Source organism: Candidatus Limnocylindrales bacterium (assembly GCA_035559535.1).
Classification (GTDB): domain Bacteria; phylum Moduliflexota; class Moduliflexia; order Moduliflexales; family JAUQPW01; genus JAUQPW01.
Genome location: DATMBG010000051.1, coordinates 211,344 through 232,034, shown reverse-complemented (window position 1 = coordinate 232,034; position 20,691 = coordinate 211,344). Strand labels below are relative to the sequence as shown.

14 protein-coding genes are annotated in these 20,691 nt (G+C 46.6%); 5 read left to right on the top strand and 9 right to left on the bottom strand.

Annotated elements, in window-relative coordinates:
• Positions 1–35: 35 nt before the first annotated feature.
• The 3 genes from VNM22_19500 to VNM22_19490 all read right to left on the bottom strand — a co-directional run bounded on the left by VNM22_19500 (position 36) and on the right by VNM22_19490 (position 6,940).
• Positions 36–3,884 (bottom strand): protein kinase, encoded by a 3,849-nt coding sequence (locus VNM22_19500; GenBank protein ID HWP49352.1) that lies wholly within the window; start codon positions 3,882–3,884, stop codon positions 36–38.
• Positions 3,885–4,149: 265 nt separating this feature from the next.
• Positions 4,150–5,097: a D-2-hydroxyacid dehydrogenase gene (locus VNM22_19495; protein HWP49351.1), complete on the bottom strand. Its 948-nt coding sequence runs from the start codon at positions 5,095–5,097 to the stop codon at positions 4,150–4,152.
• Positions 5,098–5,191: 94 nt separating this feature from the next.
• Complete coding sequence (locus VNM22_19490; GenBank protein HWP49350.1) at positions 5,192–6,940, bottom strand: DnaJ domain-containing protein; 1,749 nt, start codon at positions 6,938–6,940, stop codon at positions 5,192–5,194.
• Positions 6,941–7,823: 883 nt separating this feature from the next.
• Here VNM22_19490 and VNM22_19485 point away from each other — a divergent pair.
• Positions 7,824–10,946 carry a CHAT domain-containing protein gene (locus VNM22_19485; GenBank protein ID HWP49349.1) on the top strand — a complete coding sequence of 1,041 codons (3,123 nt, stop codon included), beginning with the start codon at positions 7,824–7,826 and terminating at the stop codon, positions 10,944–10,946.
• A 119-nt stretch (positions 10,947–11,065) separates the two neighbouring features.
• Entirely contained in the window at positions 11,066–12,388 is a 1,323-nt protein-coding gene (locus VNM22_19480) for a M48 family metalloprotease (GenBank protein ID HWP49348.1), read from the top strand.
• Between the two features lie 44 nt (positions 12,389–12,432).
• Here VNM22_19480 and VNM22_19475 read toward each other — a convergent pair whose 3' ends face one another.
• The gene (locus VNM22_19475) at positions 12,433–13,833 is read right to left on the bottom strand and encodes an SUMF1/EgtB/PvdO family nonheme iron enzyme (protein HWP49347.1); all 1,401 of its coding nucleotides are present in this window, start codon (positions 13,831–13,833) and stop codon (positions 12,433–12,435) included.
• Positions 13,834–14,155: 322 nt separating this feature from the next.
• Between VNM22_19475 and VNM22_19470 the strand changes: the two genes are divergently transcribed.
• From VNM22_19470 to VNM22_19460, 3 genes are all read left to right on the top strand, one after another.
• Positions 14,156–14,554, top strand: a complete 399-nt coding sequence (locus VNM22_19470) for a PCP reductase family protein (GenBank protein HWP49346.1) — start codon at positions 14,156–14,158, stop codon at positions 14,552–14,554.
• Positions 14,555–14,811: 257 nt separating this feature from the next.
• Positions 14,812–15,135: a hypothetical protein gene (locus tag VNM22_19465; protein HWP49345.1), complete on the top strand. Its 324-nt coding sequence runs from the start codon at positions 14,812–14,814 to the stop codon at positions 15,133–15,135.
• A gap of 63 nt (positions 15,136–15,198) precedes the next feature.
• Positions 15,199–16,236, top strand: a complete 1,038-nt coding sequence (locus tag VNM22_19460) for a cytochrome c peroxidase (protein ID HWP49344.1) — start codon at positions 15,199–15,201, stop codon at positions 16,234–16,236.
• 32 nt (positions 16,237–16,268) lie between these two features.
• On the opposite strand, the gene VNM22_19455 is transcribed toward VNM22_19460, so the two are convergent.
• The 5 genes from VNM22_19455 to VNM22_19435 all read right to left on the bottom strand — a co-directional run bounded on the left by VNM22_19455 (position 16,269) and on the right by VNM22_19435 (position 20,609).
• The gene (locus VNM22_19455) at positions 16,269–17,039 is read right to left on the bottom strand and encodes an enoyl-CoA hydratase/isomerase family protein (protein HWP49343.1); all 771 of its coding nucleotides are present in this window, start codon (positions 17,037–17,039) and stop codon (positions 16,269–16,271) included.
• A 3-nt stretch (positions 17,040–17,042) separates the two neighbouring features.
• The gene (locus VNM22_19450) at positions 17,043–17,333 is read right to left on the bottom strand and encodes a hypothetical protein (GenBank protein ID HWP49342.1); all 291 of its coding nucleotides are present in this window, start codon (positions 17,331–17,333) and stop codon (positions 17,043–17,045) included.
• Positions 17,334–17,338: 5 nt separating this feature from the next.
• Complete coding sequence (locus VNM22_19445) at positions 17,339–18,652, bottom strand: sugar ABC transporter substrate-binding protein (protein ID HWP49341.1); 1,314 nt, start codon at positions 18,650–18,652, stop codon at positions 17,339–17,341.
• A 76-nt stretch (positions 18,653–18,728) separates the two neighbouring features.
• Entirely contained in the window at positions 18,729–19,577 is an 849-nt protein-coding gene (locus VNM22_19440; GenBank protein ID HWP49340.1) for a carbohydrate ABC transporter permease, read from the bottom strand.
• Positions 19,578–19,658: 81 nt separating this feature from the next.
• A complete protein-coding gene (locus VNM22_19435) occupies positions 19,659–20,609 on the bottom strand; it encodes a sugar ABC transporter permease (protein HWP49339.1) in 951 nt (316 codons plus the stop codon).
• Positions 20,610–20,691: the final 82 nt, after the last annotated feature.

The following is a 20,691-nucleotide window of genomic DNA, read 5'->3' as shown; positions in this document are numbered from 1 at the left end:
AGTCAAGCCCAGGATCTCAGTTGAGGTCTTCCTGTTCAGGGGGTTAGAGACCGGGCAAGCTCTTCGAGCTTGGTACGTATCCCTTCAGGGCGAAGTCTTCCATAACCTGCGTATTGGAGTTGACGAAGAAGCTCTTGAAAATCCTGCTCATTCCAGCAAGGTTTGCCCCGTCGTGTAAGTCCCTCTGGCTTGGTGGGATCTGAGCTGGCGTAAGGAGTATGAAGTATCAGGAAAGACTTAAGATAAGGTAAAGCCCCTTCATTCCAGGTAGCCGGATCACGGGCTTCAAGTTCCCAATCCAGTTGCCAGAGTCGCAAAGTTTTATCCCCTCCTCCGGAAAGGGCCCAACGTCCATCGGCACTCAGGTAGACGGATCTTACCCAGCTGGTATGTCCTTCAAGGGTGCGTATGCAACGTCCTGTGCCGGTTTGCCAGAGCCGTAGGGTGTTATCGCTGCCCCCTGACAGAATCCAACGTCCATCGGTACTCAGACAGACGGAGTTTACACCATCGGTATGACCCTGGAAGGTTTGTAGGCAACGTCCTGTAGTTATTTCCCAAAGTTTCAGGGTATTATCCCCACTCCCGGAGAGGGCCCAGCGTCCGTTGGGACTCAGGCAAACCGATCTCACCCAACTGGTATGTCCTTGAAAGGTCTGGATACAACGTCCTGTGGTCACATCCCAGAGCCGTACTACATTATCTCCACCTCCGGAGAGAACCCAACATCCATCGGGACTCAGGCAAACCGATAGTACCGAGTTGGTATGTCCTAAAAAGGTCCGGATACAACGTCCGGTAGCCACGTCCCAAAGTAAGATGTTATTACCTCCTCCGGAGAGGGCCCAGCGTCTGTCGGGACTCAGGCAAACCGATCTCACCCAGTTGGTATGACCCTGGAAAACCCTCAGACAGCGGCCCGTTTCCGTCTCCCAGAGTCGCAGCGTATTATCACTCCCCCCGGAGAGAATCCACTGTTTATCGTTGCTGAGATAAACAGAGAGTACGGAACCTGTATGCCCCTGAAAAGTTCGCAAATTACGTCCGGTAACCACATCCCAAAGTAAGATGTTATTACCTCCTCCGGAGAGGGCCCAGCGTCCGTCTGTACTGAGACAAACGGTATTGATTTCATTCTTATGTCCCTCAAAGGTTTTGGTTAACCATACGGCCCGCAGGCCCACCCGGGGACAAATAAGAGAAAGTTTTGCCCAGGCTTCCAGGGTCTGGGGGGTACGTTCACAACCTGGTAATCTTCGAGCCTCTCGTACCAGGGTCAGAGCCCCACTAAAGTTGGCCTTTTTCAATGCCTCCTCGGCTCCCTTTAATAACTCGGCTATCCGGGTCTGAACTTCCAACCAGTCGGTATGGGACCTGGGGCGACTGAGGCGAAAAGAGCAGATACTCTCCCGGGGTAATTCCCAAAGCCTTAAGGTTCTGTCCCCACTCCCGGATAACGCCCAACGCCCGTCCTTGCTCAGATAGACAGAAGTCACCCAATCGACATGTCCTTGAAAAGTCCGCAGACATCGACCGGTATCTACTTCCCAGAGTCGCAAGGTATTATCCCCACCCCCGGATAAGGCCCAACGTCCATCTTCACTGAGATGTACAGAAGTCACGTAGTTGGTATGTCCTTCGAAGACCCTCAAACATCGACCCGTATCCACCTCCCATAATGCCAGTGTCTTATCCAGACTTCCTGAAAGGGCCCAGCGTTTATTGGTACTTAAACAAACAGACATGATCCCCTTGATATGCCCTTCGAAGATTCTCAAGCATCGGCCAGTATCTACTTCCCAGAGTCGCAAGGTATTATCTCCACCCCCGGATAAGGCCCATTTTCCATCGCTGCTCAGGTAAACCGAAAGGACCTCCTTGGTATGTCCTTCGAAAACCTTCAGACATCGTCCCGTGGCAACTTCCCAAAGTCGTAGAGTTTTATCCCAGCTTCCCGATAAGACCCAACGGGCAACACCCATACTATCGGCCTCAGTGCTCAGGCAAACAGAGGATATTCCTTTAGTATGCCCCTCGAAGATCCTTAAGCATCGGCCTGTCGTTACCTCCCAAAGTCGCAGGGTATTGTCTCCACTTCCCGATAAGGCCCAGCGCCCGTCAGGACTCAGGCACACAGAACTTACATAACTGGTATGTCCTTCAAAGACCCTCAGACAGCGACCCGTAGCAACTTCCCAGAGCCGCAGAGTACTATCTCCACTCCCGGAGAGTGCCCAAAGTCCATCCTGACTCAGGCATACAGAACTTACATAACTGTTATGCCCTTCAAAGTTCCGTAAAAAGCGACGGGTAGCGAGACTACGGGATCTGGCTAACCGAAGAGGCTCCTGGAGTTCTGTTTCTTGGGGAGCCTGTCGGGCTGCTTCCTCCAGGAGTAAGAGGGCTAAATCTATCTCTCCCCGCTCAAACTGCACAAGAGCCAGGAGATACATGGCCTGCCACCAATTGCCGTGGGTGGCCCGGACCTCTTCCAATTGCCTTACCAGTGCTTCGTCTGTTAAACGACCCCGGCGCCAAAGGAAAATTCCATGGTTGTAAACCACTTCAGGGTGTTGAGGATCCACTGCGAGAGCCTTTCGCCAGGTGGCCTCCGCTTCTACTTCTTTCCCCAAATCTAAGTAGGAAAGGGCCCGGTTATTGAGGCTATCTGCCCGAAGGTCCAGATCTGTCGCCGCCTGCGTGTAAGGAGCTGTCCGCCCGACTTGCATTTGATAGATCAACTCCAGCCGTTCTCTGACCGATTTAACATCCGGTGGCCGGTCCACAGGAGTCTTGGCTAGACATTCCCTCAAGATCATGACCAGTGCTTCGGGAAGATCCCTTCGCCATTGATGGGGATCGGGAACGGGCTCCTGGGAATGCATCCGCTCCCACTCCCGTTCCTGAAGGGTCGGATGGGCATATCGTAGATTTTCTGTAAGCTCGAAAGGACGCCGACCACAGAAGAGTTCATAAAATACTAATCCCAAAGCATAAATATCTGTATGAACCCCCGTCTGTTCTGCTCCGGCCCACTGCTCAGGCGCCATATACTCTGGGGTCCCCAAGATGGTTCCTACCTGGGTCGCTTCTACAGATCGAGTATCTAACCTCGGGGAGGAAGATCGTATCGAATCCTGATCTCTGACCCTGGCACTTCGTTTGACCAGACCAAAGTCCGTAAGTTTGGGAGTTCCTCCCTTTGTCAGAAGTACATTGGCTGGTTTTAAGTCTCGATGAATAACCCCTTTACTATGGGCATACTCCAACCCCAGGCAAAGCTGGATAGCCACGGCCAATGGGGTCTCCAGATCCTGAAGAAACACCCCCCGGGTGATCCAGTCCTTAAGGGTGCCCCCTTCGACATACTCTAAAACAATGCGTGGCATTCCTTCAATTTGAGCCACATAATAACAGGTTGTGATATGGGGATGAAGACCCAGCTCCACCCAGCTTTCAGCCTCTTCAATAAATCGGGCCTTGAGATCTTCATTGGCAATCAGATGGGGTAAGGGACTCTTAATAGCTAACTCGATGTTCCAATCCCGATGCCTTACCCGATAAACCTGTCCCATAGCTCCTCCAGTTAATTCCTGGATAACTTCATAACGACCTTCTATAATCTCTCCAGGCATCCATACCCGTAGGGGATCCTTACTCTGTCGAGAACCTAAAATGGAAGAGCCACTGCCGGATCTGAGACCTCTGGAATGGGCAGAAATCCCCTCCTTAGCCAGACTTTCCGGAGAGTTTTTGGCAGGAGTGGGTGAGCTGCGAAGTTGATTCGGATCGGAAGCAGAAGATCCATTATCTGAAGATGAAGAGACTGTAGGTTCCTTCCTCTTCTTGTCACTCTTACCTTTTAATCTATCCCACAAACTCATAAAAATATCCAAGAATTGAAATTTTGGATGGTAACCCGTGTGAGGATTATCTTAAATAAGATGGATCGTATTTTCTAATTTACCAAACCTCTCAGGATAAGAAAATTATGAAGACCAGGCTAACCCTTCCCTATCAGATCCCTTCGCCCCTATTCCTTTAGGATTTACCCATTACGATTCCTATCTTAATACACTTGTCAGGTTTGCAATGTCAATAAAAAATTTAAATAGGGTTCGGGGTTATACCACAATAAGGTTTAAAACATCAATAGCCACGATGTTTATCTACCAGGTATCGAAGGGGTTCTTTGGCAAGAAAGCGGCGGTAGTTATCACAGAAGATTTGACTGACACGGGCCGGGTCATCCGGTCCCGAAATGTGTGGTGTTATAATAACATTTTTCAGGCTCCAGAGCCGACTCTCTTTGGGAAGAGGTTCATGCTCGAAGACGTCCAGAATTGCTCCGGCGATCCAATTTTCTTCTAAAGCCCGGATAAGATCCTCTTCTTGAACAACTGCACCCCGCGCAATATTGATCAGGTAAGCTTCTCGTTTCATTAACCTTAACTCATGGGCCTTGATCATACCCTGGGTTTTGGGAGTCAAGGGGACGGTAATAACCAGAAAATCTACCTGGGGCAAAAATTCCGGTAGCTGGGATTCCAGAAATAACCGATCCACATAAGGATAATGCCCGGCGGTTCGCTTCAAGCCTATAACTTTCATGCCAAACCCTTTAGCTCTTCGTGCAATCTCGCTGCCGATTTCTCCCAGACCCAGAATTCCCAGAACCCGACCCTCCAGGGTCCCAGGCATAAAAGGCTCCCAATGAGCCTTTTTTTGATTTTCTACTACCTGGGCAATTCGAAGAACCAGATAAAGTAGATATCCCAACACATACTCGGCCATAAACCTTCCAAAAACACCGCCAACTCTCGTTAAAAGGATCTCATCCCTTAAAAAGGGGGATCTTATAATATGATCCACCCCAGCCAGAGTTGATTGGATCCATTGGACTCTATAAGCCTGCTTCAAAAGATCCTCCGGAAACTTTCCATCCACTTTTCCGGCCAGAAAAATGTCCAGAGTTGACAGAAGACCTGGATCCTTCTTTACGTCCTCTAAAAAATAAATTTCCAGGTCCGGAATCTCCTTCTGGATTATTTGTCGATAACTTTCTGGGTTCTGTTCAATAATCAGAAGCCGATACAAGGTAAAATATTATCCATTAGGGGTCCCCCCAGAATCTCAAAGTTTGAAACCTTCTTAAGGATTCTTTGGATGAACCCCCTTTGTAGATTCTTAATTATTCCGGTTGACCCATGAGGAATTGATAGGCCTCGTTAATTTTCTTAAATGCTTTATCGGCCTTTTCCTTCATTTCCGGTGGGCTATTAACAAACTTATCCGGATGGTAGAGCTTGGCCAGCTCTTTATAAGCTTTTTTAATCTCTTCTTTACTCGCCCCTACCTTTACATTGAGGATCTCACGGCATTCTGCCTCGGTCAGTGGTTTTATGACTTCGGCGGATTCTTCACTCGCCACAGCATAGCTAAGCATTTCTACCGTTTCTTTAAGCTTGGAGGCTTCCATATAGGCTGTAGCTAGGGCGACCCGTCGTCCTTCTAACTTCCGTTGTAAGCCGTTTAACCGGGCCTCCAGGGCTAAGGTGTTACTCAAGACGGCTCCTCCACCTGCATTTTTGATTTTAAGTTCATCGATCAGCATCCGGGTCGTTGAAAGGATCTGCTGAAGGGCTTCCTTAGAAATCTCGGACTCTCCCTGGGAACTTTTCTGCCCTATCTGGGTCTGTGGGGTAAACGTCCTTCCAGATGGTTGTTCCTGTGGTTCTCTGGCATTTTCGTGCTGGACCTTCGGTTCATACTGCCTGGTCCGGGTAGAGGAGTTCACAACCGATGGAGCAGGCTTTCCTCCTCCGGCAATGTGACCCTGGTAAACCTCTCGAATCAGAACTTTTAATCGATTTTCCAGTCGAATAGACCTCTCCTTGAGGTTCTGATAAGAAGTTGGCTGGGAGAGAAATTCCGTCTTTAAGGCTTGAAAATTTTCCTCTAACTCTGTCAAAAGGGAATGGGCAGAAGTATCAGGATGAGAAGAAATTAGTCGACGATAATCCTCTATATGCCGAGGGATTCTGGCGAGTAATTTCTCCACATCGGATTTTTCAATGTGTCTTTGTCGCTCCTGCTCTCGACTTAGTTGCTGCTGGTAAAACCGGGTCTCGGTGAGGGGAATACCTACTCCTATTCCTATAAAAAAACCGGCTATCCCACTTACCATTAGATAATAAGACTGAAGCGTCAGAACAAATGAGACCTCTGAGACCAGAATACTTAAGAAAAAACCCGCTGCCCCGAGTATCAGTTGTAACACCCGGTGTTTATGTATGACAGACTCTGGGAAAAAAGAGTGGTTAAAGAGCTTCGTGAGACTTTCTGAAAAGGATAGGGTGAGTCCCATACCCCCTAAGGTTAAACATACAATTTTCAGAAATACCTCTCCAGATACAAAACCATAGGGGAGTAATACCAAAAGGCTCACCCCGATAAAAAGTCCCCAAAGGTCCTGACCAGGAGCCAAAATTGCATGAAGGACTCGATTTACTAATTGATATAAGGCCTTGAAAAAGATAATGGGAAGTTCCACTACCCTCCTCAGGTAAGTGGTTTCGAAAACCCGAGTTCCCCGGATACCAGGTTGAAAAGCTCCCATACTATAGACGGTGCAGAAACTAAAAAGACCCGTTAGAACTAAGCTGATCGCATACTGAAAGTTGTAAGGAAAAGAGGTAAGAAGTGGACCCAAGGCTAATCCCAAAGAACCTGCCACGGCAGATAGAAGGAGAATACCTACATTAGCCAGATGAACTCTTAAAGCCCCTTCCCTAAGGGGAATCTGTTGAGCTATCTGAATATTTATCCGCCCGATTTGATAGGTCAAAAAACAAATAACGCTATAAATGCCTATTACTCCTAAGAATTTTATATAAAACGGAAAGCCCAACCAGAGATTAATAAGTGGTATAAGGTTCATTTTCAGGATGGCTTCTTCACAGAGCCTACTCTTTTATTACCTTCTGGAAAGTTCTAAGTAGGTGCAAAGAGTTTCTTACAATAACTCCCTCACATCTTATAAAAAAGGGAAATCCTTGTAAGCTCTGGGTGAAGATACCCCCTCATTTATCTGGAAATTGAAAATAATGCCGCTAAATGGGCTGGATAGAAAAATTCACCTTTTTTTATATTTCTTACTTTTAATAAGAATTCAATAGATCACTAATTCCACAAGATTTCCTACATATTTTTCTTGCATCGGGAACAGAAATCTTGTATGAACTTACAAACGTTAACCTGCGTTTATAAAATTCCTATTTATCCGGGTCATACCTTTGCATGCAGTTTTGCTAAACCCTCGGAAGGATCTGTAAAATCGCAAGATATTCCAGGTCTACTCCTCGGGGAGCTGAAGGGAAGACCTGGAGTAGCCTGCGTTTAAAATTTGGTAAAAAATGATACATTCCGTTTTTGTCTGGAACCGTGTTTTCTTACTTCCGGGTTTTAGCTAAAAACAAAGAGTAGACGAGACTTTCACAGTTCTTTGCGTTACCCCATCCCATGAAAACTAGCGCGGTGGGGAATTTTAGAATTCTAGATGTTCAGACTAACGTGTTATACAGTGGTGCATAAAATATCGTTATAAATTTATAAGCAATAAATATACCAGGTATAGGTCAGGATATACCGAACCGGAAAAAGTGTCAATAAACAATTTTAACTTACTTACTTGGAAAACTCCTCTCTTTGTGGAATAACCTTTTTGTCCCTGCTTGAAGCCTGCCGGAAAAATTTTCTAAATCCCTTCTAGGGGAGGAGAGATTCGACTCCTACTTGGGGATCGGCGGGTTCGGATAAAGGGGATGTTGATACCCTTGACAGGCCTCCAACCTAAAACTCGGCGATTCAATTTTATAGGACTGTTATTATTGGTAACCATAGAGTGGATAGCGGTTGCGCCGGGTGAAGAGGGAAATTTCAGCCGGTTAGGGGGAGAGAGTCCTGGACTTGAATATTTTAACCAGGTAAAACAGTTGGTCAGGGCCGGCAAACTCCAGGAAGCACGGGATACTTATAACCAGGCTCTGGATCTCTTTCATAAAGAGGGTCAGTTGTTTCTGGAAGCCGAAACCTTGAGCGAGTTGGGGGTCATCTACCGACGCTTGGGGCAAATCCAAACTTCCCTGGAATTTCAATTTAAAGCCCTGGAACTTTATAATCGGCTAGGTAAAACCAGAGAGAAAGCCATCGCTTTGAGACGAATCGGGGTAGTCTATCGAAACCTTGGAGAGTTAAAAAAATCCCTGGAGGCTCAACATCAAGCCTTAGCCCTTATGGAGGAGTTAGGAGATCCTGAAGGTATTGCGGACTCCCGGATGAATCTAAGCGCTATCTATGTGAACTTGGGAAGACTCCGGGACGCTTTGAAAGTCCAACAAGAAGCCCTGGAGATCTATAAAACCCTTCAACGCACTGATAAGATGGCCTTTGCCCTGGGAAATCTTGGCCTTACCCAGCTTTTCTTAGGAAACCTGACTGAATCTATAAAGAATCAACGTCGTTCTTTGGAGATAAAACAACAACAAGGTGATGTCTATGGAGAGGGTAATGCCCGGGTCAATCTTGGACTTGCTTATGCCGGTCTGGGGGACTATTCCAGGGCTTTGGAGCAATATTGGGAGGCTTTGCATCTTTATCAAAAAATAGGAAATAAACAAGGTGAGGCAGTAACCCTGAGCAATATGGGGGACTTATTTAATGAATTAGGGGATTTAAATCGAGCCGAGACTTATTATCGGTCTTCCTTAACGCTTCGACGGGAAATCCAGGATAAGATCGGGCTGGTTATAACCCTCAAAAATCTGGCTCTTTTATATCGAAAGGAAAAGGATTGGGTTAAGGCAAAAAATTTTCTTCAAGAAGGGCTTGAGCTCGTCAGAGAATTGAAGCACCTGGGAACCGATCTACCTTTCACATTGCCTTTACTCGAAGGAGACCTTCAACAGGGGATGGGATTAATTTCACAAGATCAAGGGGAAGGCGCAGCAGCTTTGGAAAATTTTGAAAAAGCCCTGACTCTTTACGAAGGGACGGACTATTCACAGGGAGTTATGGAAACCTGGGGATATATGGGAGATGGTTATGGGTTGATCGGAGACTGGGAGAAAAGCCTGAGCGCTTATAAGAAGGGGCTGGAGCTTGCACGGCGGGAAAATCGTCTTCATATAGAAGCGCATTTACTTCACCGGCTTGGGCTTGTCTATGGAAGAATGGGCCAAGAAGAAATGGCCCTGCAGAATTTTTTAGATGCCATCAATCAGGTAGAAAGTCTACGGGCTAATCTGGAGGAAGCAGATATTCGGCGTTTATATACACAACAGAAATCGAATCTTTATAGGGATACCATCCGCCTGCTTCTGAGAAGAGGTAAGGTGGAAGAAGCTTTATTTTACCTGGAAAGATTTCGAGCCAGAACCTTCTTAGAAACGCTCTTAAGCGGACCTTCCCTTAAAATAAAAGAGGGAAGTCCACTCCTGGTAGAAGAACAGGAACTTTTTGCCGAAATTCGCTTTTTACATCGACAAATTAATCTTCTCTCTCAATCCAGTCTCCTAGAGTCCGGCTCTACAGGTTTAGATACCCCTTTGAATGAGGTTTCAAGTAAAAGTGATCCGGCCTATCGCTTTAATCCACCGGGTTCTAAGGATTCCTCCGAGACGCGAAACTTGAAATCCGAGAGTTATCTGAATCGACAACTCCTGGAACTCAAAGAGGAACTGGAATCTGCTAAAAACCGATATGAGGAATTATGGATTCGGATTCAATTGACGCAACCGGATTATGCTCATCTAAAAAGTGTCAAGGCTGAAGAGCTTAGAGAGATGATGACCAAAGCCAGAGCCTTACTAGATCCAGAGGTAGCCATCATAGAGTACTTTTTAGACGAAGAAAAGATTTATATCTGGGTGGTAACGAAGGAGCGGCTGGTTTATCGAGAAGTTCCCATCAGCCGAGAGATAATGACCCGGGAGGTTCTGGCTTTTCGTTCTTCGGTGAAGGCCCGAATCTCTCCGCCCGCGGGGAGGGCAGAGGGAGGGCCCTCTCGGGATTTTGTAGACCCTGCTAAGAAACTTCATGAAGCTCTGATAGCTCCTGTTGAAGAAGTTCTGGCAGGGAAGAAGGTGCTTGGGATTGTTCCCCATGAAATCCTGAATTTTATACCCTTTGCAGCCCTTAAGAATCAGAGATACCTTATCCAGGACTATGCCGTGTTTTATCTTCCTTCGTTGAGTCTGTTGCCGTTGCTTCGAGAAAAAAACCTGGAAAATAAACGATATCCTGTACCAGGTGAGTTATTAGCCATGGGAAATCCCTATGGAAACTTACCGGGTGCAGAAGCTGAACTTAAGTCCCTATCCAGGGTTTTTTCACAGGTAACTCTTTATCAAGGTTCCGAGGCTTCAAAGGAACGGTTTATGAAACTTTCCCCATCGTATCAGATCCTCCACTTGGCTACCCATAGTGTCTATGACAAGGAAAAACCTTTGCTATCTTACCTGGAACTGGCTTCTGAGGATCCAGGAGATGGGAGATTCTATGTCAGTCAGGTCTTGGGATTGAGCTTAAAAGCGAATTTAGTAACCCTGAGTGGCTGCGAGACCTCTTTACCTCAAGATTCTACTTCCCAGGAGATGGAAACTCTGGTATCCGGGGATGAGATTATAGCTTTTAATCGAGCCTTTATGTATGCCGGAGTTCCGACTGTTTTATCCAGTCTCTGGAGGGTTAGCGATTTTGCAACTCCGATTTTGATGTACCAGTTTTATCAAAACCTTAAAACAAAAACCCGGGCAGAAGCGTTGCGCCAAGCTTCTTTGATGGTCATGGGACAGCACATAACCCATGGGAGAAGAACAGTCAAGGATTTATCCTTATCGCATCCTTTTTTCTGGGCTCCCTTTGTCCTGGTGGGGGATTGGAAATGAGGAGAATTTATAGAGGCAAGTTAGCGAAGAGTTTTCTTGTTTTCGTGCTCCTTGACTTATTCTTTGGGTTCTTTCAAACCTCGATAGGGGCTATAGACCTGCCATTATCCCAGGAGGGAATGGATTCAGAAGGTAAAAAGCTGATCGTCTTGAGCGTTTTTGAGGAGAAAATAGCCGGAAAGGCAACGGCTGTAAAAGTTGAAAATACCTTGAGGAGTAAGGGGTACGAAGTAGTGGTGAATCCAAAAGTTGTAGAAATTGGAGAGCGTATCGTCCGAGTTTCCGAGCGTCCCAATTTAGACTACACCTTTAGGGTGATCCGGGGAGTTTTACGCCCCCAGGCTTTCTCCCTTCCCGGAGGGTATATTTATCTCACCCAGGGTTTGCTGGAGTATTTTTGTGAGGGAGATGATGAAATTGCCTTTGTAATAGGGCACGAAGTTGCCCATGTCGCACTCCGCCATTACGCAGATTATAAACTAAATAGTGAGGAAGAGACCCGGCATGTCCGAAAAATCCTTGAGAATCTGGACGCTTCAGATTTCCTGGAAAGATCCCGGTTAATTATGGAATTGAACGAAGTCCTTTCACCTTACCTTCTGAATATCAAAAGGGCTAAGGAAATCGAAGCCGATCAGTTTGGGGTACTTTATGCTCTCCGGACAGGTTACAAATTCTCGGGGGCCCTTCGATTATTGGAGAAGCTTAAACTGGCTTATGGGGATCAGTTTCTGCTGGATACTTCTGCCGAACAGGATGTGATAAAGACTCCCGATCAGGGAGCCAGATCGGAAAGCCAGACAGAAGTTCATCCGAGTTTATCTAAGCGACTGGAACAACTGGAAATCTTTAGAATTAAGGCCCATGAAATTGTCAAACTTTTCCCGGATGGGGTGAAAGCCCTGGAGCGTGGAGATTATGAAACGGCTTCAGTTATTTTTGAATCCATTCTCTCGATTCTGCCTCAAAGTTCTGCCGCTCGTTTAGGGCTTGGTATTGCCCGGCATCTAGAGTACTGGAGTTCTACGCAACCGGATGATTTTCTCATCTCATATGTGGAAGAGGTGGAGTTAGATTTGATGAATCTCCTGGTGCGAGGTGAAGAGAAAAGCGGCAATTGGATTGCTTTAAAAAAAGCCGAGGAAGCTTACAGGGCGGTACTGGAGCAAGCACCGGGAAATCCCCATGCCCATAACAATCTCGGAGTAGTTTTTGCTGAGACCGATCGACTCGACGAGGCCGAATCAGCCTTTCTAAAGGCTTTACATATCCAGGAGAAGAGCGATTTTCCCATCTTTAATCTGGGTTTACTCTTTGAAATCCGTTATCAAAAGACACGAGAAGCCAGGTATCGGGATCAGGCCCTTGAGTATTTCCGCAAATACCTCCAAACCAACCCGCAGGACCCGGTGGTAAAGGAGCACCTGGATAAGTTAAAATAGGAGAAAGCCGGGGCTAAGTGACCTACCCTTTTATTCTTCTTCCTTTAGGGATCTTTGGCGCATCTAAATCCAACGATATTTAACTCATATTCGGGCAAACCCGGGCTACGATGGGCTCCACGGGCTGTATAGAGTTCAGTATACCAGGACCCTCCTTTGAGGGTATAGCTATTTTGATCTGAGTCATACCAGCTACGGGTCCACTCCGATACATTACCGCCCATATCGTAAACTCCGTAGGGGCTTACGTCTCCTTGGTACTCGTCCACCGGAGAGGTATCACCTCGACCGGCATTGACCAGATTGACTTTCTCTCCTCCATACTCATTTCCCCAGGGATAGATAAATCCTTCAGATCCCCTGGCCGCTTTCTCCCACTCTTCAGCCGTAGGAAGCCGTTTCCCCGCCCATTTACAATAGGCTGCCGCATCTTCCCAGGAAACATAAACGACCGGATGATCGGCTTTATGAGACGGGTAAACATTTCCTTCCCAATGGCGAGGGGGTTTATGCCCGGTGGCATCGACAAATTTTTTATATTGGGCATTGGTTACCTCGTATTTATCCATAAAGAAGCCTTTGAGGAAGACCTGACGTTGGGGCTTTTCATCGGCCAATTCAGAGGGGTCGACGCCCTGACGCTGAGCAATTTTATTAATTTCCCCCTCACTACTTCCCAGGGTAGCCTCTCCGGCCGGAATAAAGACCATATCTTCAGGGGTTCTGACTTTTCTTGAGAGCTTCATATCGGGTTGATCGGAAGATTTTGTCTCTATTTGAATGGGAGATTCCACATCGGGTTGACCGGAAGGTTTGGTTTCTGTTTGAACAGGAAATTCCACTTTGGGTTGAGGAGGGATTAAGACCTGCTTGGGGGGAGGTGCCGGAGGTACTTCCTCCGATTTCTCTTTGAAGGGAGAAGGAGCCGGAAATACCCCTCGAGGGGAGAACGAAGGGGGTTTAGATACTTCTTCGGCTTTCTTCTGAGGTCGGGATTTTTCTGTCGTCTGGATCTCTTCTTGTTTTATTTTTTTAGGGATCAAAAGGGATGAAGCGATCCATCCAATTCGGCCATCCTCCAGTTGGACCAGGGACCAGTTCCCTTCACCCCTTAAAAAAGTAACCTTTGTATCCCGAACCAACCTGTCAATAATATTACCGGGGTTCTCTACGGGGCTCGCCCTTAAATTTGCAGCCTCTGTTTTGACATATAAAATCTGACCTTCTTTAAAAACAGATTTAGATTTCTTCGTCGTTACGGATTGGGGAGAAATCCTTCGAGATTTAGACCAAGTTGGAGCCCTTTGAGATTCTGAAGAGCGCAAACTTTCTTGAGATTTCTTTTTAATAGTTATATCCGCAGAGCTGATTTTGCTCCAATCGGCCCCGAAAAGTAAAAAGCCTGTAAAAAGTCCCCAACCTAAAAGTCTGTAAACTCGTTTCATATCTCTCTCCTTTTTCTCTCTAAATACTCAGGGATAAGGCTGTTTCTTCATATAACTCTCTCCCCCCAAATGTCAAGGGGAATAAAGAACTCAAAGTGAGATTTTAGAAATTTTATTTCGTGAAAAGTTTTAAGCCCCCTTTTTCTTGACAAGTTCAGGGAAAAAATTTATATCTAAATGAGCTTATTTATTATTAATGAATAGCTTGACGAGGTTATTACCTGATCCCTTCAGTTAAATTCATACAAGTTTTTCCAGATGAATGCAACCGTAAGGTTAACCGAGGTTTTTATTCATCAGGATAGTTGGAAGGAGTAGCTTGATGGAAGACCTGAACGTAGGAAGTCGTTTACAAGCCATTGAAGATCGGCTCCAACGGTTAGAGGAGGTATTGATCCAGATCCATCAGAAGCTGGAAAAGGAGGAAGAAAAAATCTCTTCCCGGGAAGAAACCCTGAAAAAATGGATCACGGACTATGTTTCGCTTCGGCTCCAGCAACTGGTCCCGGAGACCTGCGAGCATACCGAGATAGATCGGGTCAACGGGCCTTTCTTAGAAGGGACCAATATTCGATGTACAGAAGAGGTAGTGCATCGGGTAAGTCGGATTCCCATTCCCTTTGTCCGGAAGATGGTGATCCAGAAAGTAGCTAACAGCGCCAGAGAAAAAGGTTTGGATGTAGTAGATATCAAGTTCTTTGAAGAGGCTGCCACTTTTTGACAGTGTAAATTAACTGAGGAGGCTGCCTCAGATCATTTTCACTGGGAGGAGCTAGTCTTGCAAGGACCTCCTCTGTAGAGTTTATCCAGGAAAATCCGCCTATTGAACGCGTAGCCTGGAAAGATCAAGACTCTTCGGATAAGCTCTTGACAATCGATTGAATTAACTTAAATGCAGTTACACAAAAAGCCGTACGTATTTCCCTGTCGTCCCAGGCGATAGTCCCATGCGTACGAAGGTCTCGAGGAGATATCGTAATGAAAAAACTTACTCCCTTTGCGGTTCTGTTCTTCTTTGGGTTGGTTACGATAAGCACTGCCTACGCGTACGAATGTCCGGATATTTATGGTGCAGCAGAAAAAGCTCTTCCTGAAGCCGAATTCTTTGCAGCCAAGGCAGCACCTGGCGTTAAAGACCGGGTGATGAAAGAGCTGGCAAACGCCAAAGACTCCATTAAAAAAGCAAAAGAGCTTCATGAGAATGCTAAAGGTCTTGAAGATCACCTCAAGTCAATCCAACTTTCTTATGCTGCCCTGGCCAGCATTAAAATAGCTCTTTATCTTTCTATTCATGGAAAATAAACCGGGATTTTCTGCATCGCGAAAATACTCTTTTATGCAGTTTAAATGCCTGGGGAAAAGATTATGAAAAAAGGCTTAACGATCTCCATTGCGATCTTCGTTGGGAGGTTTCTATTCCTGAGCTTATCTGTAACAGAGGCTCAGGTTTCCCGGTCGGATATTGAAATGCTGGATAAACTTTCTCGGTTTCCGGGTGATTTAGGGCCTCTTCCCGAAGTACCTGTCCCGGCCGATAATCCCTGGACCCCGGATAAGGTTGCCCTGGGAAAAATGCTCTTTGTTGATGGACGACTTTCCCTTGGACCGGATGGAAAGTCGAGTTGTTTGACCTGCCATATTCCGGAAAAGGCTTATGCAACCGATCATCCGACCGATATTGGAGCCAAAGGCCCCCGAAATACGCCGACCCTCTTAAACGCTGCTTATAATAAGCTTCAGATGTGGGATGGGAGGTTCCCTTCTTTAGAAGCCCAGGCTTTGAGTCTGATCAAAATGGGACTAGCCGTAAGCGATGGGATAACCCGACTCCGGGGTTATAAAGAACAATTTCACAAAGTATTTGGGACGGAAGAAGTGACCGCTGAGAATATGGCAAAGGCTATCGCGACCTTTGAACGGACTTTGACCACCCCCAATTCTCCCTTTGATCGCTATGCCCGGGGAGATAAATCGGCTTTGAGCGAATCGGAGAAGAGAGGGTTATGGGTCTTTTTGCTGAAGGGGGCCTGTGTGCAATGTCACAAAGGGATTCTTTTCACCGATGACGAGTTTCACAACCTCGGGGTCCCGCCTCGTGGACCGGATGATAAAGATCCAGGTCGGTCTGGCATAACCCAAAAAGAGGAGGATAGGGGTCGATTCAAAACCCCCGGGCTTCGGAATGTGGCTTTAACCCCCCCCTATATGCACAACGGAGTTTTTAAAACCCTGGAGGAAGTTATCGAGTTTTATAACAAAGGTGGGGGAGAGGTGCCGGGTAAATCGGAACGCATGAAACCGTTAAATCTGACCGATGAAGAAAAGAAGGATCTTATCGCCTTTTTAAAAGCCTTGACAGGTGAACTACCCTCCTTCACTCTTCCGACTTTACCAACAGAGTGAAGAACCGGGCTCTTGGGATCGTAGTCCGGTTCCTAATATTTGGGCTCCCGTTTTTCTCTATACGCCCGCATGGCTTCTTGATGTTCTTCCGATTCGCTGGCAATCTTTTGAAACTCAAAGTATTTCTCCAGAAATTCTGAATAGGAGAGGTCAAAGGCCTGACTGGTCAGAATCTTGGCCAGTCTGGCGGCTTTGGTGGCGAATTTGAGGAACTTTTGGATAATGGCTTGAAGTTTTTCCTCAAACTCTTCCGGGGGCACCACCCAATCCACCAGACCTATCGCTTCAGCTTCCAGGGCTGTAATATTTTCTCCTGTGAGGATTAACCGTTTGGCCCGGCCCATTCCGACAAATCGGGGGAGACGATAGGTAGCCAATCCTGGAATCAGGCATTCTTTCACGGCGGGAAGTCCTAAGATAGCTGTTTGGCTGGCGACTCGAATATCGCAGGCCAGGGCCAATTGAAGTCCACCACCCAGACAATACCCATTAATTCCGGCTATGACAATCTTATCCATAGTTTCCAGGATTCGCATGGTACGCTCCCAGAGGTTATGAAAAGATAGGGCAATTTTCCCGGTGGATAAATCCTTCAAATCGATACCGGTACAAAAAGCCCTTCCAGCTCCGGTAATGACCACGATTCGGAGCTCTCCGTCAGAGGCTACAACATTGACCACCGTATGAAGGTCTTCGATCCATTGATGGTTGGCGGCATTGAGAATTTCCGGCCGATTTAAGGTAATTCGAGCCACACGCTGTTTTTTCTCGTAAAGGATGGTCGGTAAACTTATTTTATCCAATATTCAACTCTGCTCACACTCCTGGCAGGTACCTCCTCCCAGGATGAAGTTTTTGCAGCCTCGGTAAAGACCTTTTTTTCCATCACAATAGGTTAAGAGATTTTCAGCGCCGCAAGCCGGGCAGCGAAGGAGGGCCCTTCCGATTTCCAGAAAAGCCTTTATCCCAATGAAATACTCCCCGGAATCCTCCTTTAAAGTTAAATAACCGGTAAAGCCACAGGGTCTACAGAGGATTTCCATTCCTTCGTAGAGATCTTCTACATCAACGATGGCACTTTTGACTCGTTTGGGCATATGTGCTATCCCCTCTTGTAATGGCGATCAAAGATTGCCTGGGCTCGTTCCTGGGCTCGCTTAGCAGCTTCAGCCGGATCTACCCCTCGTACCAATACCTCCTGGGCCATATCGGGGATGATGTAAGAGTCTACGACCTCTGCCGTGGCTGGGGTGGGAGGCGATTTGGCGGTCACTCTATATCCGTATTCCGGCATTTTAAGAAATTCACTAAATACCGGGCGTTGCTGCCAAAACTCATCCTTTGTCAAGCGCCGGTAGACAGGTACTGCCCGACCACCTGCTTCCTCAATAAGGCGGGCATAACGATCGGGTTGCATCATCCACATCATGGCATCTTTTACCAGATTCGGTTCTTTGGTTTTTGTAAAAGCTCCATAGGCCCAGGCATCAATGAGACTGAAGGATCCGGCTGGCCCCGGTGGGAAGGGAGAAAGTCCGGTCTTACTCATAAGATCGGGGTCGTTGATGGATAAATAAGAGTAAACACTGGTCGGGTTACAGATAAAGATAGCCTGTCTGGACTGATAGGCCTTGTTATTTCCACTATCATCCCAATTGATAGCTCCAGGTGGAATGATTTTATCTTCATTATACATTTTGTTAAGGAATTTTAACCCTTCTATGGTGCCGGGGGAGTCAATACTCAAGGTCTTCTCATCCTGGGTCATCCAGCCCCCAAAAAGCCAAAGGATGTTTTGGATGTTGTCTACGCCATCCAGGGCTCTTCCCAAACAGAATCCGGCCCCATAGAGATAAGGTGGTTTCTGGAGCTTTTTACAGACCTCGACAAATTCAAAGATGTCTTTGGGATACTCCAATTTAGCCTGTTCGAAGAGATCTTTTCGCCAGTGCAGGGGCCAGGGGCTTATGGTAAGGGGAACTCCAAAGGCTTTTCCCTCGTATTCTACGGTATCCAGAGCCGCAGGGAAGAGCCCCTCAGGCTCCTTCTTCATCTCATTGACCAAGTCGGTAACCTCCAGAAGCTGGCCGATAGATCGATAGTACTGGGTATCCGAGTCGTAGATCATAGAGAGATCCGGTGGAGCCCCTCCCTCTACGGCCGTTTGTAACTTACGGGTAATCTGAGGACCTGGGACGATAACTACGTTTACATCGGCATTGGCTTTCTTGGCAAACTCGGCAAACTGCTGTTGAATAATTTCGTCGGCTTTAGGATTGAAAAAACCAATAGTCCAAACCGTTATCTGGGGCTTTGCCCACGTTTTTCGAGGCGTCCAGGCAGAAAAAGCGGCCGCACCAACGGCGGCTGCACCCTGCTTTAAAACTTCTCTACGGGTAAAAGTTTTTTCGGTCATATTTTAAGAAGCAGGCCTTGGATTGTGGGAAGTAAGCAGAAAGAACTGATTTACAGGCTCCCCTCTGCTTACCGATTTAGGCTTTTACGGCTCCCACAACCAGCCCTTTAATCATGAGTCTTTGGAATAAAAAGTAGATAAGAACCGTCGGCAGAGAAGCTAACACACTTCCGGCCATCATCTGACCCCAGAAAAAGATATCCTCCACCATGAGGCTACTCAGCCCAGACGTAATCGTCTGAGACCATTTGTTTTGGGTAAACAGGATCGCATAGAGGAATTCATTCCAGGAAAGGGTAAAGGAAAAAAGGGTCACGACGGCAATTGCTGGGCCGGAAAGGGGAAAAATAATACGGAAGAGGGTCCCCAGATGGGTACACCCATCTACCAGAGCGGCTTCATGAAGTTCTTTAGGAACAGTTCTAAAATAACTCATCAACATCCAGGTGCAGAAAGGAACTGTAAAAGTTAGATGGGCCAACATGAGTCCATAAACATTATCGATAAGATCTAATCGGTTAAAGAGGGCAAACAAAGGAAAAGCCAGCAATACAGGAGGAATTAAGTAGGTTACGATCATACTACGGGCCAGCATTTGTCGACCGGGAAAATGGAGGTAAATGAAGGCATAGGCCCCAAGGGTCCCCAAGAGAATAGAAGCCGAGGTTGTAACCAGGGCAATTCGGAGGCTGTTATAAAAAAAGTTTGGGAAAGGTTTTTGAAAGAGGATGGTACGATAATTCTTCCAGGTAAATTCCCGGGGTAGCAAGGTCGCTTCCGATCCGTAAATTTCTTTATCTTCTTTAAACGAAGTTGCTACCACCCAGTAAATAGGTCCCAGGGTCCATAAACAGAGTAAAGCCAATACAAAATAAGTGATTACAGCAGCGCCTTTACTTTTGAATCGTCTTTCTACAACCTCCATAAGAATAAAACCCGGAGACGTAAGGACAGGAGGATTTTCCCTATGTCCCCAGGTCTTCACCTCTCTGCCCAGCAGAGTTGTTTAGAGTTCTGTTTGCCGGAGCATTTTTCTGGTAAGGAAAGCGATAGCCACCAGGAAAAGGGGGAAAAAAATGAGCGTTACCGCAACGGCCCTTCCCAGTAGATGCTGCCCTTGGAAAAGTTCTAAGGCCAGATTAGGAAAGATCTGGGTGGCATAATCGGGACCCCCATTGGTAAGAATGTAAACAAATTGTACTTCGTTAGCCGTCCAGATGGTAGAGAGAAGTACGGTAATGGCAATAACATGACGAATACTGGGGATCGTGATATAGAAGAACTTCTGGATAGCCGACGCCCCATCGATCTCTGCCGCTTCGTAGAGTTCCATGGGAACGGCTTGCATGCCGGCCAGAAAATTCATGCTGTAGAAAGGCGTTCCCTGCCAGACCACCACGGCTACTACCGAGAACATAACAATCTTGGGATCGCTTAAGAAATAGATAAACTCTTTGCGACCCAAGTATCGGACCAACATGAGGTTAAGAACCCCATTCATATCATCATAGATCCAGCGGAAATTTAGGGCCGTCATGACCGCGGGGATAGCCCAGGGAGCAAACAAAAGGGTTCTGAAAAAATTCCGGAATCGAATGGGTTGATTGAGCACTGTTGCCGTCGTCAAACCCAACAGGCATTTTATTCCCACACCTAGGATCGTATAAACAAAGGAATTAACAACTGTCTTCAGAAAGATGGGATTGTGAAGTAGATACCGATAATTATCTAAACCTACCCACTCACTTTCCTTCACCCCGATCAGCTTATTCTGAAAGCTGAAAATAATCGTACTTATGAAAGGGTAACCGATCAAACCGACCAGAATAACAAAAATGGGGAAAAGAAGCAGGTACCCCAAAAGCCATTCATTTTCCAGACCTTGAGTCCATAACCGACTGCCGGGCTTGTATTTTTTTGTATAAACTTTATATAATTTACCTTCAATCTCCGCCATAATTCTGTTTTTTCACTCTCTTTAAGAAAAGTCAATGGAAAAATAGCATTTTACCCGAGAATTCTCTTCAGTACCTCTTGAA